General features: G+C 70.6%; 13 protein-coding genes. 5 read left to right on the top strand and 8 right to left on the bottom strand.

Annotated features, from left to right (window positions below):
• Positions 1-30: 30 nt before the first annotated feature.
• Complete coding sequence (locus J2Y46_RS03210; RefSeq protein ID WP_045299266.1) at positions 31-1,350, bottom strand: MATE family efflux transporter; 1,320 nt, start codon at positions 1,348-1,350, stop codon at positions 31-33.
• Between the two features lie 220 nt (positions 1,351-1,570).
• Here J2Y46_RS03210 and J2Y46_RS03205 point away from each other — a divergent pair, with 220 nt between their 5' ends.
• The 3 genes from J2Y46_RS03205 to J2Y46_RS03195 all read left to right on the top strand — a co-directional run bounded on the left by J2Y46_RS03205 (position 1,571) and on the right by J2Y46_RS03195 (position 5,760).
• Positions 1,571-3,535: a M13-type metalloendopeptidase gene (locus J2Y46_RS03205; protein ID WP_310240173.1), complete on the top strand. Its 1,965-nt coding sequence runs from the start codon at positions 1,571-1,573 to the stop codon at positions 3,533-3,535.
• 64 nt (positions 3,536-3,599) lie between these two features.
• Complete coding sequence (locus J2Y46_RS03200; RefSeq protein ID WP_045299264.1) at positions 3,600-4,511, top strand: serine hydrolase; 912 nt, start codon at positions 3,600-3,602, stop codon at positions 4,509-4,511.
• A 136-nt stretch (positions 4,512-4,647) separates the two neighbouring features.
• On the top strand, positions 4,648-5,760 hold the full coding sequence (locus J2Y46_RS03195) for a 5-methyltetrahydropteroyltriglutamate--homocysteine S-methyltransferase (RefSeq protein WP_045299263.1): 1,113 nt from the start codon (positions 4,648-4,650) through the stop codon (positions 5,758-5,760).
• Between the two features lie 140 nt (positions 5,761-5,900).
• On the opposite strand, the gene J2Y46_RS03190 is transcribed toward J2Y46_RS03195, so the two are convergent.
• Genes J2Y46_RS03190 through J2Y46_RS03175 form a run of 4 tightly spaced genes read right to left on the bottom strand, consistent with a single transcriptional unit; the run spans position 5,901 to position 9,443 of the window.
• Positions 5,901-6,866, bottom strand: a complete 966-nt coding sequence (locus J2Y46_RS03190) for a VOC family protein (RefSeq protein ID WP_310240170.1) — start codon at positions 6,864-6,866, stop codon at positions 5,901-5,903.
• Between the two features lie 22 nt (positions 6,867-6,888).
• Positions 6,889-7,968 (bottom strand): 4-oxalomesaconate tautomerase, encoded by a 1,080-nt coding sequence (locus J2Y46_RS03185; protein ID WP_310240169.1) that lies wholly within the window; start codon positions 7,966-7,968, stop codon positions 6,889-6,891.
• Positions 7,955-8,668, bottom strand: a complete 714-nt coding sequence (locus J2Y46_RS03180; RefSeq protein WP_045299257.1) for a 4-carboxy-4-hydroxy-2-oxoadipate aldolase/oxaloacetate decarboxylase — start codon at positions 8,666-8,668, stop codon at positions 7,955-7,957. The genes J2Y46_RS03185 and J2Y46_RS03180 overlap by 14 nt, the downstream gene beginning before the upstream one ends.
• A gap of 16 nt (positions 8,669-8,684) precedes the next feature.
• Positions 8,685-9,443 carry a PIG-L deacetylase family protein gene (locus J2Y46_RS03175; RefSeq protein WP_045299255.1) on the bottom strand — a complete coding sequence of 253 codons (759 nt, stop codon included), beginning with the start codon at positions 9,441-9,443 and terminating at the stop codon, positions 8,685-8,687.
• A 149-nt stretch (positions 9,444-9,592) separates the two neighbouring features.
• On the opposite strand from J2Y46_RS03175, the gene J2Y46_RS03170 reads away from it, so the two are divergent.
• Both J2Y46_RS03170 and J2Y46_RS03165 read left to right on the top strand, forming a co-directional pair.
• The gene (locus tag J2Y46_RS03170; protein WP_310240168.1) at positions 9,593-11,011 is read left to right on the top strand and encodes an aminomethyl transferase family protein; all 1,419 of its coding nucleotides are present in this window, start codon (positions 9,593-9,595) and stop codon (positions 11,009-11,011) included.
• A 52-nt stretch (positions 11,012-11,063) separates the two neighbouring features.
• Entirely contained in the window at positions 11,064-11,927 is an 864-nt protein-coding gene (locus J2Y46_RS03165; RefSeq protein WP_310240167.1) for an IclR family transcriptional regulator, read from the top strand.
• Positions 11,928-12,088: 161 nt separating this feature from the next.
• On the opposite strand, the gene J2Y46_RS03160 is transcribed toward J2Y46_RS03165, so the two are convergent.
• Genes J2Y46_RS03160 through J2Y46_RS03150 form a run of 3 tightly spaced genes read right to left on the bottom strand, consistent with a single transcriptional unit; the run spans position 12,089 to position 15,198 of the window.
• A complete protein-coding gene (locus J2Y46_RS03160; RefSeq protein WP_045299592.1) occupies positions 12,089-12,868 on the bottom strand; it encodes an NAD(P)-dependent oxidoreductase in 780 nt (259 codons plus the stop codon).
• Positions 12,869-12,878: 10 nt separating this feature from the next.
• Positions 12,879-13,775: an IclR family transcriptional regulator gene (locus J2Y46_RS03155; protein ID WP_310240158.1), complete on the bottom strand. Its 897-nt coding sequence runs from the start codon at positions 13,773-13,775 to the stop codon at positions 12,879-12,881.
• 37 nt (positions 13,776-13,812) lie between these two features.
• A complete protein-coding gene (locus J2Y46_RS03150; protein ID WP_045299250.1) occupies positions 13,813-15,198 on the bottom strand; it encodes an aminomethyltransferase family protein in 1,386 nt (461 codons plus the stop codon).
• Between the last annotated feature and the right edge of the window lie 128 nt (positions 15,199-15,326).

Raw genomic sequence — 15,326 nt, 5'->3', positions numbered from 1 at the left:
GCGTGATACCTCGGTGCGCGGAACCCGTCGTCACGCCTCGACGGACAGCCAGGCCGAGCCGCGCACGCGCCAGCCGAGGGTGGCGAGCCGGGCGAGCATGTAGACGCCGAAGAACGCGACGGCGAGCCACGCGAGCCCGGCCGCCCCGACGGGATGCAGCCACGCGACCAGCGCGAGCGCGGGGACGAAGGGCACGAGGTTCAGCACCCCGACGATCGCGAGGTACTTCGCGTCGCCGGCGCCGATGAGCACGCCGTCGAGCACGAACACCACGCCGCACACCGGCTGTGCGATCGCGAGCACGATGAGCGCGGGCTGGACGAGGGTGGCGATGCCAGCGTCGCCGGTGAAGGCCAGCCCGATGACGCCCGAGAGCGCCCCGATGATCGCGCCGGTGATGACGCCGAACCAGGCGCCCCACGCGACGGTGCGGCCGAGCACGCGGCGTACGAGAGGCGTGTCCTCGGCACCGAGGCCCTTGCCGATGAGCGCCTGCGCGGCGATCGCGAGCGCATCGAGCGCGAAGGCGGCCGTCGAGAAGATCGTGAAGGCGACCTGCCAGCCGGCGAGCTCCACCGTGCCGAGCCCGGTCGCGACGGCCACCGTCGCCAGCAGCGCGAACCGCAGCGACACTGTGCGCAGGAACAGCCAGCCCCCGGATCGCGCCGAGCCCCGCACGCCCTCGCGCTGGGGGCGGATGGATGCCTCGTGCCTCCGCGCGAGCCGTCCGACGACGACCGCGTACGCGGCGACCATGCCCCACTGCGCGACGACGGTGCCGATCGCGGAACCCGCGATGCCCCACCCGAAGCCGTAGATGAAGAGCCCGTTGAGCAGGGCGTTGGCGGCGAAGCCGAGTCCGGCGATCCACAGCGGCGTCACGGTGTCCTGCATTCCGCGCAGGAGGCCGGTCGCGGCGAAGACCACGAGCATCGCGGGAAGGCCCCACATCGAGATGCCGAGGTAGATCTCGGCCTGCTGGGCGACCTCCGGCGTCGCGCCGAACAGGCCGACGAGCAGTGGTGTCGCGACGTAGCCGACGAGCGCGAGCACCGCCCCGAGGCCGAGCGCGAGCCAGATGCCGTCGATGCCGACCGACACCGCACGAGACGGGTCGCCCGCGCCGAACCGGCGCGCGACGGCGGGCGTCGTCGAGTAGGCCAGGAACACCATGAGCCCGACGATCGTCTGCAGCACGGCCGACGCGATGCCGAGCCCGGCGAGCGGCTCGACGCCGAGATGGCCGACGAGCGCCGAGTCGACGATGAGGAACAGCGGCTCGGCGATCAGGGCGCCGAGCGCCGGCACCGCGAGCCGCAGGATGTCGCGGTTCAGGGTGTCGGTCGTCACCCTGCGAGCCTATGAGGCGCCGCCGACGCCGGGGCGCAGCATCCGTCAATCCTCAATTGAGGACGAGAGCCGGGATGCGGGCCGATCCTCGCCGTTGCATCCGCAACTCGGCAACAGCCCTCAACTGAGGAGCGAGCAGGCTTCATCACAATGTCGTCACGAGCGGCGATCCGGCCGCTCCCGAGAGTTGTCCAGGCTTCGGGCGACTACCCTGGAACGCATGACCGATGCCCCCCGCTCCGGTCTCGCGCTCGAGGAACTCAGCGCCGAGATCCGCCCCCAGGACGATCTGTTCCGCCACGTCAACGGCAGCTGGCTCGAGCGGACCGAGATCCCGGAGGACAAGGCGCGGTGGGGCTCGTTCCACCTCATCGCGGAGCAGGCCGAGAAGGACGTGCACGCGATCGTCGAGGAGTCGCAGCAGGCCGAGCCCGGCACCGAGGCGCGCAAGATCGGCGACCTCTACACGAGCTTCATGGACACCGAGCGCATCGAGGCGCAGGGCGCGACCCCTCTCGCCGAGTCGCTGGAGCGGGTCGAGGCGGTCGCCGACATCCCCGGGTTCCTCCGCACGATCGGCGAGTTCGAGCGCGACGGCATCGCCGCCCTCATCCACCTCTACTTCGAGCCCGACCCGGGCAATCCCGAGCGCTACGTGCCGTTCTTCATCCAGGGCGGCCTGTCGCTGCCGGATGAGAGCTACTACCGCCTCGACAACTTCCAGGAGACGCGCATCGCGTTCCGCACCCACGTGCAGCGCATCCTCGAGCTCGCGGGCGTGGCCGATGCCGAGGCATCCGCAGATCGCATCGTCGCGATAGAGACGGAGCTCGCCACCCACCACTGGGACAACGTCTCGAGCCGCGACGCGGTGAAGACCTACAACCTCAAGACGTGGGACGAGGTCCAGGAGCTCGTCGGCGTCGATCTGACCCCGTGGCGCGAGGGCGCGGCCCCCGGCCATGCCGACGCGTTCGCCGAGATCAACGTCTACCAGCCGAGCTTCTTCGAGGGCCTCGGCGTCCTGCTCGTGGAGGACCGACTCGAGGACTGGAAGGCGTGGCTGCGGTTCGCGGTCGTGCACTCGGCCGCCCCGTTCCTGTCGGAGGAGTTCGTCGCCGAGAACTTCGGGTTTTACGGCACGCAGCTCACCGGCGTCCCGGTGAACCGCGAGCGCTGGAAGCGCGGCGTCAGCCTCAGCGAGGCCGCCATGGGCGAGGCCATCGGCCGCGTCTACGTCGAGCGTCACTTCCCGCCCGCCGCCAAGGAGGCGATGGACGAGCTGGTCGCCAACCTCATCGAGGCCTACCGGCAGTCGATCGCGGAGCTCGAGTGGATGAGCCCCGAGACCCGGGAGCGGGCGCTCGCGAAGCTCGACGCGTTCACCCCGAAGATCGGGTACCCGGTGAAGTGGAAGGACTACTCCACCCTCGAGATCGCGAGCGATGACCTCATCGGCAACGTCCGCCGTGCCCACGTGTGGGAGCACGACCGCCAGCTCGCCAAGGTCGGCCAGCCCATCGACCGCGACGAGTGGTTCATGACGCCGCAGACCGTCAACGCGTACTACAACCCGCTGATGAACGAGATCGTGTTCCCGGCGGCGATCCTGCAGTACCCGTTCTTCGACGTCGAGCGCGACGCAGCCGCCAACTACGGCGGCATCGGCGCGGTCATCGGCCACGAGATCGGCCACGGCTTCGACGACCAGGGCAGCCGCTTCGACGGCGACGGGTCGCTGCGCGACTGGTGGACCGACGACGACCGCGCCGCGTTCGAGGAGCGCACCAAGAACCTCATCGCCCAGTACGACGCCCTCGTGCCGCGGGGGCTCGCCGACGAGCACCACGTCAACGGCGCGCTCACCATCGGCGAGAACATCGGCGACCTGGGCGGACTCGGCATCGCGATCAAGGCCTACGCCCTGTCGCTGGGCGATGCCGAAGCCCCGGAGCTCGACGGCTTCACGGGTATCCAGCGACTGCTGCTGAGCTGGGGACAGGTCTGGCAGCAGAAGGGACGGGATGCTGAGACCATCCGTCTGCTCACGATCGACCCGCACTCGCCCAACGAGTTCCGGTGCAACCAGATCGTGCGCAACATCGACGCGTTCTACGATGCGTTCGGTGTGACCGAGTCGGATGCTCTCTGGCTCGACGAGGATCAGCGCGTCACCATCTGGTGACGGCCGGGCCGCGTGCGGCCCGATCGCCCCGCAACAACGTCAAGGGGAGGGAAACTCCGTGGGCATGGAGCCCAGAAAGGATGCCGAGTCGCTGCGGGGGGCGCGACGGAGCACCGGTCGGCGGCTGCCGAAGAGGGCAGCGGCCGGTCGTCGATCGTTCACGTCGACGCTGAAGGCGCTCGACGATCTCGCCGCATCCGGGGCCAAGATCTCGGTGCGCATCACCGACCTCGACCGCGGCACGTCCGTCCTGTCGGGCGACGACTTCGTGACCCTGCCCGTCGCCGGGCTCGGCGTCGTGCCGCTGCTCATCGAGGTCGCGGCCGCGTTCGAGTCGGGGCGCCTCGAGCCGCTCGAGATCATCGACCGCGCGCACATCGAGCCTGTCGGGGTCGGGGGTGTGTGGCAGCATCTCAAGGCGCCCGCCCTTCCTCTCATCGACCTCGCGGTGCTCACCGCATCGACGGGCGACGCGCTTGCGGCGAATGCGCTGCTGAAGCGGGTCGGCCTGCCGGCGGTGCGCGCTCGCATCGAGGATCTCGGGCTCGCCCGATCGGCACTGCTCGACCGCTTCCGCGACGAGCGCGGCCCCGACGACGCACCGCACTTCGCTCTCGGCTCCGCGCGCGAGCTCGCCGAGGTGTTCGCGGCGCTGGTGAACTCGCAGGTCGTCTCGCCGAGCGTGAGCGCCCAGGTGGCGGAGTGGCTGAGCCTCAACCACGACCTGTCGCTCGTCGCATCCGCCACCGGACTCGACCCGTTCTCGCACGAGAACGACGAGCACGGGCTGCTCTTCATCAACAAGACCGGCCGGGATGCCGGCATCCGTGTCGAAGCGGGTGTGCTGGCGGGCCCGCGCGCCGGCGTGTCGTACGCGCTCATCGTGTGCTTCGACGACCTGTCGATCTCGCACCGCCTGCGCGCGCACGAGGCGTTCCGCATCCTCGGCACCGACCTCATGGAGTACGTGTTCTAGACCGGCGTGTCTCGCCGTCGGTGTCCGTCCGCCGAGTGTCGTCTCACGCGGCGCGGTGCGGTCGCGCGGCGGAGGGGGATGACGCCGGGTGACGAGCGAGTACCTATGCCGGGAGGGATCGGCTACGCTCGCGAGGGTGTCAACACCGCCGTTCCGCGCCGACATCGTCGGCAGCTTCCTCCGTCCCGCTGAGCTCGCCGAGGCCCGTCGCCGGTTCGCGTCCGGCCAGATCGACGCCGACGCGCTGCGCGTCGCGGAAGAGACGGCGATCGCCGAGCTCGTCGTGCGTGAGTCCGACGCCGGTCTGAAGCTCGCGACGGACGGCGAGTTCCGCCGCTCGTGGTGGCACTTCGACTTCTTCGGGCTGCTCGACGGTGTGGAGATCGTCGAGCTCGACCACGGCATCCAGTTCCAGGGCGTGCAGACGAAGCCGCGCGGCATCGAGATCTCGGGCAGGATCGGCTTCAGCGACACGCACCCGTTCCTCGACCACTTCCGCTCGCTCAAGAGCCTGCTCGAGCGCACCACCGGCGCGGTGCCGAAGTTCAGCATCCCGGCGCCCACCGTGCTCGACTTCCGTCTCGAGCCCGGTCACCTCTCCGGGTCGGGGTACGACGGCCGCGACGACATCGTCGACGACCTCGTCCAGGCGTACCGCGACGCGGTCGCCGCGTTCTACGACGCCGGTGCCCGCTACCTCCAGTTCGACGACACCGCGTGGGCGTACCTGTGCTCCGAGGTCGAGCTCGAGAAGGCGCGCGAGCGCGGCATCGAGACCGACGGCATCGCCGAGCGTTACGCGGGCATCCTGAATCGCATCCTCGACGGCAAGCCGGACGACCTGGTCGTCACGACGCACGTCTGCCGCGGCAACTTCCGCTCGACGTGGATCTCGTCGGGCGGGTACGAGCCGGTCGCCGAGCAGCTCCTCGGCAACACCGCGTACGACGGCTACTTCCTCGAGTACGACAGCGAGCGCGCCGGCGGCTTCGAGCCGCTGCGGTTCCTTCCGGAGGGCGACAAGAAGGTCGTGCTCGGGCTCATCACGTCCAAGAGCGGCGAGCTGGAGAACGTCGATGCGGTGAAGCACCGCATCGACGAGGCGGCCGTGTTCGCCCCGCTCGAGCAGCTCGCCCTGAGCCCGCAGTGCGGGTTCGCCTCGACCGAGGAGGGCAACGTCCTCACCGAGGACGAGCAGTGGGCCAAGGTGCGCGAGGTCGTCGACATCGCCGCCGACGTCTGGCGCTGATCCGGCCCGTCCCGGCCCGGCCCCGCCTCTGTGGGAGGTTCGGGGCGTAATCCGTCCGTTGGGGCGCAGGTACTCCGCCCCAACGGAGAATCTGCGCCCCAAACCCGGGAAGAACCTCTCGCGACGGTGCGACGGTGGGCTCAGTGCCCGGGTGTCTCGACCACGGGGGTCCCGTGGGTGTGGAAGGTCTCGATCGTCTTCATGCCCCAGGCCTGGCCCTTTCGGCGCTCGGCCTCGGTCCACTCCACGACGGGCTGATCGGGGTCCAGCAGCAGGCGGGCGCCCGCGTTGGCGAACTCGATGCGGTTGCCGCCGGGCTCCCAGACGTAGAGGAAGAACGTCTGGTTGATCGCGTGCTTGTGAGGCCCTGACTCGATGTGGATGCCGTTCTCGAGGAAGATGTCGGCGGCCTTGAGGATGTCTTCCCGCGTGTCGGGTGCGAACGCGATGTGGTGCAGGCGGTTGCCGTGCTTGGTCCAGTCGTCGGAGTAGACGACGTCGTACGATTTCAGTGAGAAGTGGAACCACCACGCCGCGAAGCGGCCGTTGTCGAGCCGGATGCGCTCGGACTCGCGCATGCCGAGGGCGTCCCGCAGGAACGCGCCGTTCGCCTCGACGTCCTTCGCGAGGTAGTTGATGTGGTCGAGTCGGCGGGCGTTGACGCCGCGGCCCGGGAACCGCGAGGCCTGGTTCTTCAGCGCCGGACGGTCGTCGTCGCCCGCCTCGTACCGCTCGGCCTCGTAGAAGATCCCCATCGCGTGACCGTCGGGGTCGGTGAACTCGTACGTCGGCCCGCAGCCCACGTCGCCGTCGGTCCACCCGACGCCGAGCCCGGCCGCCTCGATCGCGGCGACGCGCCGCTCCAGCGCCTGCGGCGACGACGCGCGGAACGACGTGCGACCCACGCCCGCGGCATCCGATGCCGTCAGCTTGATCGTGTACAGCTGATACTCGTCCCACGTGCGCAGGTAGACGGAGTCGCCCTCCTCGGCGACGACCCGCATCGCCAGCAGGTCTTCGAAGAACCAGCGGCTCTCGGCGGGGGTGGGCGTCAGCAGCTCGACGTGGGCGAGGTGGGCCACGTCGAACGACGTGTCGGCGGTCATGGGGCGTCCTCTCTGACGGGAATCACCGGCGCGGTCTCGGAAAGACCGTGCCGTCGAAGAGCTTGCGGGCCGTGCGCAGCGAGAAGGAGGTCGCACGCCAGGTGCCGGCGTCGTCCTGCGTGATGCGCACGCGCGACGGGAAGGTGCCGCTCGGGTGCTCGATGGCGGTCTCCTCCTCGCCGAGGGGGCCCGCGATATCGTGCCCCACAGCGCCGGGGATCCGGAGGGCCGCGGCGACGGATGCTGCCATCAGCACGCCGATCGCCGTGTGCACGCGCGCCGGGATGAAGGCGCGGGTCGAGATCGCTCCGCCCGCCCGCGGCGGTGAGAGCAGGATCACCTTCGGCACCGTCTGCGCCGCGACGTCGCCGAGGCCCATGAGCGGACCCGCGACGAGCCGCAGGTGCTCGATGCGACCCTCGAGGTCGGCATCGGCCTCGAGGGTCGCGGGCGACTCGGAGCCGTCGAGGCCGAGGTCGTCGGCGCGCAGGAGCACGACCGGCATGCCGTTGTCGATGAGGGTCGCCGTGACGCCGTCCAGCTCGTCGGCGGGGTTGCCGGTGGGGAGGAGGGGCTTGTCGTCGCCGCCCCCGACTTCGAGCTCGATGGCGGATGCCGTGCCCGGGACGCCGTCGATGGCGGCGTCGCCGTCGTAGTCGGGGCGACCGTCGGCCGTGGTGAAGACGGCGGTCGCGGTGTCCCCGGTGTTGAGGAGCCGGATGCGCACGGTCGTGCGCGCGCCCGTCGCCGCGACGAGGCCGCGCTCCACGGCGAAGGGGCCGATGCCGGCGAGCAGGTTGCCGCAGGTCTGCGCGTCGGCCACCGTCGCCGTGTCGACGCCGACCTGCAAAAACAGGTAGTCGACGTCGACGTCCTCGGCGCTCGACGGCGACACGACCGCGACCTTGCTGGTGAGCGGGTGCGCGCCGCCGATGCCGTCGCTCTGGCGGGGGTCGGGCGAGCCCATGATCCGCAGCAGCAGGTCGTCGCGCTCGGCCGGGTCGGACGGCAGGTCCGCCGCGAGGAAGTACGCGCCCTTCGACGTGCCCCCTCGCATCAGCATGCAGCGGACGCCGTCGCGCACGAGGTCAGGCGCGCTCATGGTCGCGCGCCTCGTATTCGGCCTGCGTGACGTACTCGATGCCGAGCTCGGCGAGGAGGGGACGCAGTCCCTTGCGGTCGAGGCTGAGCTCGCCGCCGCGGTACGCGGAACGGTCGGCCTCCTCCTTCGCGATGCGCGCGTCGGCCGCGGCGAGGGCGTGGTCCGCGTCCCGCCGGGGGACGCACAGCACGCCGTCGTCGTCCGCGACGATCACGTCGCCGGGGCGAACTGTCACACCCGCGACCACCACCGGCACGTTCACCGAGCCGGGCGTCGCCTTCACGGTCCCCTGCGCGAACACGGCCGCGGACCACACCGGGAAGCCCATCTCGCGCAGTTCCGCGACATCCCTGACTCCCGTCGTCGTGACCAGTCCACGCACCCCGCGCGCCTGCAGGGCCGTGGCGAACAGCTCGCCGAACGCGCCGTCCAGCGACGGCGACGTCGTGGTCACCACGAGCACGTCGCCTTCGGTGCACTGCTCGACGGCCGCGTGGATCATGAGGTTGTCGCCGGGGTGGCTCAGCACCGTGACGGCGGTTCCGGCGATGCGCACGTCGTCCTGGATAGGACGGATGCCGGGACCCGCGAGTCCCGTGCGGCCCATCGCCTCGTGCACCGTCGCGACGCCGTGGGATCCGAGCGCGCGGGCGGTCGCAGCATCCGTCCTCGCGATGTCGGTGACGATGACGGGCTTCATCACGGACGCACCCCGCTCACGACAGCACCGAGGTGACCTGCGGGAAGTGACGCATGTAGGCCTCGCCCATGGTCTCGTGGTGAAGGCCCAGGTTCGGGCCCGCGTTGCGCTTGAGCTGCACGCCGCGGCGGACCGCGAGGTCGGTGTAGTACGACCACATGTGCTTCTGGGCGGGCAGGCACTCCATCGCGGCGCGCTTGCGTCCGAACGCCTCGGTGATGTCGAGGAGCACGTCGGGCGTGAAGTCGCACTGCTCGGGCTGGTGCGGCTCGAAGAAGAAGACCGGAGGGGCGCCGATGATGTCGGCCTTTCCGGGGTAGCTGCCGTCGGAGTTCGCGACGCCGATCGCCTGCGCGAGCACGCGGGCCTCGAGCGCCATGCGCGCCGCCGCCGGGTGGTCGCCGTTGTAGGGGTCGCGCAGGGTGTGCGTGAGCACGACGGTGGGCTGCACCCGCCGGTACAGGTCCACGAGCCGCGAGACGGCGTCCCGCGACTCGACCAGCGGGTAGTCACCGAGGTCGAGGAACTCGATCTCTGCTCCGAGTGCGGATGCTGCGGCCTCGGCCTCGTCGCGCCGGATGCGCTTGATCTCATCCAGCGACTTGCCGTCGAGCCACTGACTGGCCGACTCGCCGCGCTCGCCGTACGACAGGCACGCGACCACTGCTCGCTCCCCTCGGAGGGCTGCGGCGGCGATCGCGCCGCCCGCCCGCCACACGAAGTCGCCGGCGTGGGCGCTGACGACGAGGAGCGTGTCGGCGGCGGTGTCTGTCATGGGGCCAGCGAACCATACCCGTGGCGAAATGGTCAACAAATTGTCTACAATTGTGGCGACCAAATACCTCTGGACGTAGGTATAGCCCCGACGTAGCATCGCGGTCAGGTCACCGGCACGAACCACTGGACGAGGAAGTCGAGACAGGCATGGCGAGCAACCTTCAACAACTGCTGGATGAATACACCGCCGAGCGGGGGAGCGTCGTCGACCTGCTCCGCAACTCTCAGCTGGGCACGTACATCTACCCGGTGGTGCCGGCCGAGTTCACCAACTGGCGGCGCGAGCAGAAGGCGTGGCGCGAGACCGCCGTGCTCTACGACCAGACCCACCACATGGTGAACTTCTTCATGACCGGTCCCGACGCGCTCACGCTGCTCTCCGACACCGGCGTCAACTCCTTCTCGAACTTCCCGGTGAACACGGCGAAGCAGTTCGTGCCGACCTCGTCGACCGGCGGCGTCGTCGGCGATGGCATCCTGTTCCACCTCTCGGAGCACGAGTATGTCTACGTCGGCCGAGCGCCCGGCGCCAACTGGCTGCAGTTCCACGCCGAGACCGGGGACTACGACGTCGAGACGCGCTACGACGACCGTTCGCCGTCGCGCCCCTACGGCGAGGCCGTCACACGCGAGTTCTACCGCTTCCAGATCCAGGGCCCGAACGCGTGGCCCATCATCGAGAAGCTCGCCGGGCACGAGGTCGAGCAGGTGCGGTTCTTCCACATGGGCGAGCTCGAGATCGCGGGGCAGCAGGTGCGCACGCTCCGCCACGGTATGGCGGGAGCCCCGGGCCTCGAAATCTGGGGACCGTACTCAGAGCACGGTCGCATCCGCGACGCCGTGCTCGAGGCGGGCCGCGAGTTCGGCCTCGAGCCGTGCGGCTCGCGCGCGTACTCGTCGAACACGCTCGAGTCCGGCTGGATCCCCTCGCCGCTGCCGGCGATCTACACCGGCGGAGACATCGAGCGCCGCTACCGCGAGTGGCTGCCCGCGAGCAGCTACGAGGCCATCAACGCCCTCGCAGGGTCGTTCGTGTCGCAGAACATCGAGGACTACTACCTCAATCCCTGGGACCTCGGCTACGGCTCGTTCGTGAAGTTCGACCACGACTTCATCGGCCGCGACGCGCTGGAGCGGGTCGACCCCGAGACGCAGCGCAAGAAGGTCACCCTCGCGTGGAACGACGAGGACCTGAGCAAGCTGCTCACGAGCGTGATCGACCGAGAGGGTCCCGGGTACCAGTTCTTCGATCTGCCGAACGCGAACTACGGCTCGTCGAACTATGACGCCGTGATCGACGCCGACGGCGACACGGTCGGCCTGTCCCTGTTCACCGGCGTCACCGCGAACGAGAAGCGGGGCCTGTCGCTTGCGACCGTCGACCGCGATGTGCCGATCGGCGCGGAGGTGCGCGTGGTGTGGGGCGAGCCCGACGGCGGTTCGCGCAAGACCACCGTCGAGCCGCACGAGCAGCTCGCCGTGCGCGCCGTCGTGAGCCCGGTGCCGTACGCCGTGACCGCCCGCCAGGAGTATCACGGCGGGTGGCGCACCGCGGCAGCGGTCTAGCCCGCGACCGGGGGCGGAGGCATCCGTCGCCGAAAGGGAAGGAGGTGCCGACGTGGCACGCGGCTCGGACGGCGAGTCGGTCCTGCACAAGCACCTGCGGGTGCTGCAGGCCTTCGACGTTCTTCGTCCCCTACTGACGCTCACCGAGATCGTCGACGCGACCGGGCTGGCCGTGTCGACCACCCATCGCCTGGTCGCCGAGCTCGAGCGCGAGGGTCTGCTCGAGCGGATGCCGGACCGTTCGTACCGGCTCGGCCTCCGGCTGTGGGAGTTCGCCTCGCGCACGCCCGGCGCCCTCGGTCTGCGGGAGCTGGCGCGGCCGTGGCTCGAAGCCGTGCACTCCTGCGTGCGCCAGCACACTCAGCTCGGCGTGCTCAGCGGACGCGATGTGCTCTTCATCGAGCGGCTCTCGACCCGCGATGCCGTCGTCAACGCCACGGTGATCGGCGGCCGCGTGCCGCTGCCGGTGAGCTCGAGCGGGCTCGTCCTGCTCGCGCATTCGTCTCCCGGCGTCGTGGAGGACGTCATCGCGGCCGGATGGCCGGCGTACACTCCGGCGACGATCCGCGACGCCGAAGCGCTGCGGGCGAGGCTTCGGAGGGTCCGCGCCGACGGGTTCGCGGTCACCGAGGGGCACATCCACCGGGAGTCGCGCGGGATCGCGGTGCCGGTGATGGATCACCACGGCGTGGTCCACGCCGCACTGGGCGTCGTGGTGGCGAGCGACGGCACCCCGCCTCAGCCGGCGATCGAGCTGCTGACCGTGGCGGCCGCGGGTATCGCCCGCGCTCTCACCGAGGCCGGTGGCGCGCCGGGCGGCCACGGCATGCGCACCATGGCGAGCACGTCGCGGCGGTCCCTCGACTACTTCTCGTCGCTCGACGCGCACACCATGCCGTCGGCATCCGTGGGCTGACCCCGCACGCCGAAGGCCCGGGATCGGTGGATTCCGGGCCCTCGCCTGTCATCTCGGCCGGCGCATCACTGCGTCACCCAGGCGTACGAGCTCGCGTCATCGAGGGAGCCGGTGCCGGTGACTCCGGCCGGGCGCGGCCGGACTTGCGGGGTCGCCGGGTTTCAGCCGTGGTCGCGCTCGGCGACCAGCCGCTCGAACCACGCCAGCGTGGCGCGCGTCATGTCGGCGGGCTGCCCCGACGACTCCAGCGCAGCGAGGGCCGCGCGCACCTCGTGCTCGCGGCGCACGGCGTGCGTCGTCGAGCCGTCGACGAGGCGATCGATGAGCGCGGCCCCGTCAGGCCCGAGCTCCTGCGCCATCTGCACGCGGAGCCAGTCCTCGGCTCCTGCGGCGCGGGCGGCGCCGAGTCCCTCGAGCACCAGTGCCGCGAGGCCCTTCATGAACACGCTCCGCAGCAGCCGCAGGCGGGCAGCTTCGCCCGCCTCACCGTCGACGACCTCGACGGGCACCCCGAAGGGGGTGATGCGCTCGGCGAACCCATGGGCGCCGGAGCCGCTCGCGAGCAGCGGCGTGCGGTGACCCGCGCGCATCACCGGCGCGAGCACGGCGACGTCGGCCATGGCGAGACCCCGATCGGCGGCCAGGCGCGCGATGCGCTGCTTGAGCTCTGGCGCGGCGGTGTTGAGGTCGGCGTAGACGGCGCCGTCTACGACGTGCGGAAGAGCATCGCGGGCGACGGATGCCGCGGCATGGCCGGTGACCAGGCTCAGCGCCACGTCCGCCCCGGCGAGGGTGTCGGCCAGGGTCGCGAACTGCGGCACGTCGGGATCGCCGAGATCGTGCGCGGGGTCGAAACCGCGCACGTGGGCGCCGGCGTGGGCCAGGCCGCGCGCGTACCTGCGGCCGGCTTCGCCGAGACCCAGGATCGCGATCGTCGTCATGGCGGCCACCCTAGAGCAGGGCCGCGGGGCCGGGGGCGGGGAGCGCGCCCGCGTCGTGAGGGTCGTTGTCGAGGCTCTCGAGGAACTCGAGGGAGCGGCGCGACCCGCTCACGAGCGACCGGATGCCGTGCGTGCGCTCGTCCACGTCGGGCCGGTAGGCGACCGCGAGATCGCGGGCGATGCCGGTGGCGGCACGGTGCAGCAGCTCGGCGTAGGCGTGCGTCGATGCGCCGTCGTTCGGCACCACGACGCCGATCGCGGCGTACACGCCCCCGCCGGGCCCCGTCACCGGCACGGCGATGCCGCGGGACTCGGGATGGATGTGCCCCTCGGTCACCGCGTACCCCTCCTCGCGCACGCGACGCAGCTGCGCCCGCAGCTCGGCGCCGGCGTGGATGGTGCGGTCGGTGTAGCTGCGGAGGCCCCGCGCGATCACGTCCGCGAGGAGGGAGGCGTCGGCGTGTGCCAGCAGCACGAGCCCGCTCGAGGACGCGTGCAGCGGGATGCGGCCGCCGATGAGCGTCGCATTGACGACGGCATCGCGGGTCGACATCCGGTCGATGAAGAGCACGTCGCGTCCGCTCAGGACCCCCAGCTGAGCGTGCTGCCGCACCCGCTCGTGCACCGCGCCCAGCCACGGTCGCGCGATCTCGCGGAGGCCGACCGCGCCCGGCGTGCGGCTGGCGAACTCCCACAGCCGCACCCCGAGCCGATACGTGCGATCGGGCAGACGCTCCAGCAGCCCCTCCCGCTCCAGCTCGGCGATGAGCCGGTGCGCGCTCGACGGCGGGATGCCCGCCGCCTCGGCGATCTCCGTCAGGGTGAGGAACGGATGCCACGCGTCGAAGCTCTCGAGCACGCGCAGGTGCCGGTGCAGCACCGACTCGCCCGCAGATCCTCGTGCCACGGCATCCTCCTCGATGACGCCCGCGATGCCCGCCGGCTCAGGCGTTCGCGCGATATACCGTCCGGGCGTAGTCGTGGTAGGGCGCAGGGGCGACCGTCGCGCGGATGCGCACCTGGCGGTGGTCGGCGTCGACACCGTCCTTGCGCGAGATCGGGTCCTCGCCCCACACCACCTCGACCTCGTCGCCGTCGCTGAGGCCGGCGTCCAGGGTCGCGAGGGACATGTAGAGCTGGTCGTACGCCACATACCCGGCATCCGTCGAGATCCCCACGCGCTCGCCGTCCTTCAGGATCTCGTCCATCTGGTAGAGCCCGTACCGCGCCTTCGGGAAGTCGAGGTACTTCGCGGGCGTGCCGGGCTCGAGCTGCGAGCGCACGACCGCGGCGACGTCGTCGGCGTTCCAGATCAGCGTGACCTTGCGGCGCCGCTGGTTCTCGGCGTGCTTCTCGAGCGCCTCGCGTCCGTGGAAGTCGTGGTCGAAGCGCACCGAGCGGCCGAGGCCGATGTCGAACGGCGTCATGTAGAAGTCGTGGATGTCGGTCGAGTACAGCGAGCCGCCCACCGAGCCGATGCGGGCCGCCGGCAGCCACTCGCGATACTCGGCGAAGTCGTCGTCGAAGACGGCCGGGAACGGCGTCGGAACCCAGCCCGACTCGAGCGGCGACGACGAGTACGCCTTCGCTCCGACGCGACGGATGCCATGCTCGGCGCCCGCCTCCATGAGGGCGTCGAGGACGATCTCGTGGTCTTCCCAGGGACCGTAGAACTCGAAGCCGGGCTGACCGGCCATGCCGTGGCGCAGCGCCTTGACGGGCCGGCCCGCGATGGTGACGTCGCCGATGTGGAAGAACTTGATCTCGGGCGCCGGCCCGCCGAACACCTTCTCCATCACGAGGTCGGCGTGCGGTCCCTGCAGCTCGTAGCGGTAGAACGTCGGCGGACCTTGGCGCATGTGCGAGTTCGCCTCGAGGCGATACCGCACGTCCTTGCCGAGCGCCTGCGCCTTCTCGATGTTGAAGCGCACCCAGTCGATGAGGATGTGGTGCCCGATGAGCACCAGGCCCTCGGGCCCCTCGGCGTTGTAGAACAGGATGCCGTCGCCGATGAGATAGCCGTCCTGGTTCACCGAGATCAGCTGCTTCGCGACGCCCGGGCGGAACGTCGCGAACGTGTTCGGCGAGATGGAGCTCAGCAGGGCGATCAGGTCGGCGCCGTCGAGGAACAGCTGCGTCATGTGGTGCGACTGGTCCATGAGCGCCACCGACGTGTTCCATGCCCGCTGCTCGTCGCGCCAGTTCGTGAACTCCGGCGCGACCGGGAACGTGAACGCCGGCCAGTTCTGGTTGCGCAGCAGCTCCACAGGGCTGCCGGCGCGATCGATCGCCTGGGCGAGTGACTCTGGCGTCGAGTCGGTCGTGGTCATCGTCGACCCTCCTTCGTTGATGGGGAAGCTGCGGTCAGCGTAGGAGCGACTCCGCCCAGGTTCGTCGAGAAGTTCCGTTGAGCGGAAACGGATGCCGCAGCCGACCGCCCTGCGCGCCAGCATCGGAG

The organism is Microbacterium sp. BE35, assembly GCF_031457705.1.
Classification (GTDB): domain Bacteria; phylum Actinomycetota; class Actinomycetes; order Actinomycetales; family Microbacteriaceae; genus Microbacterium; species Microbacterium trichothecenolyticum.
Note: the sequence above shows the minus strand (reverse complement) of the source record. Positions and strands in the feature narration are given on the sequence as shown.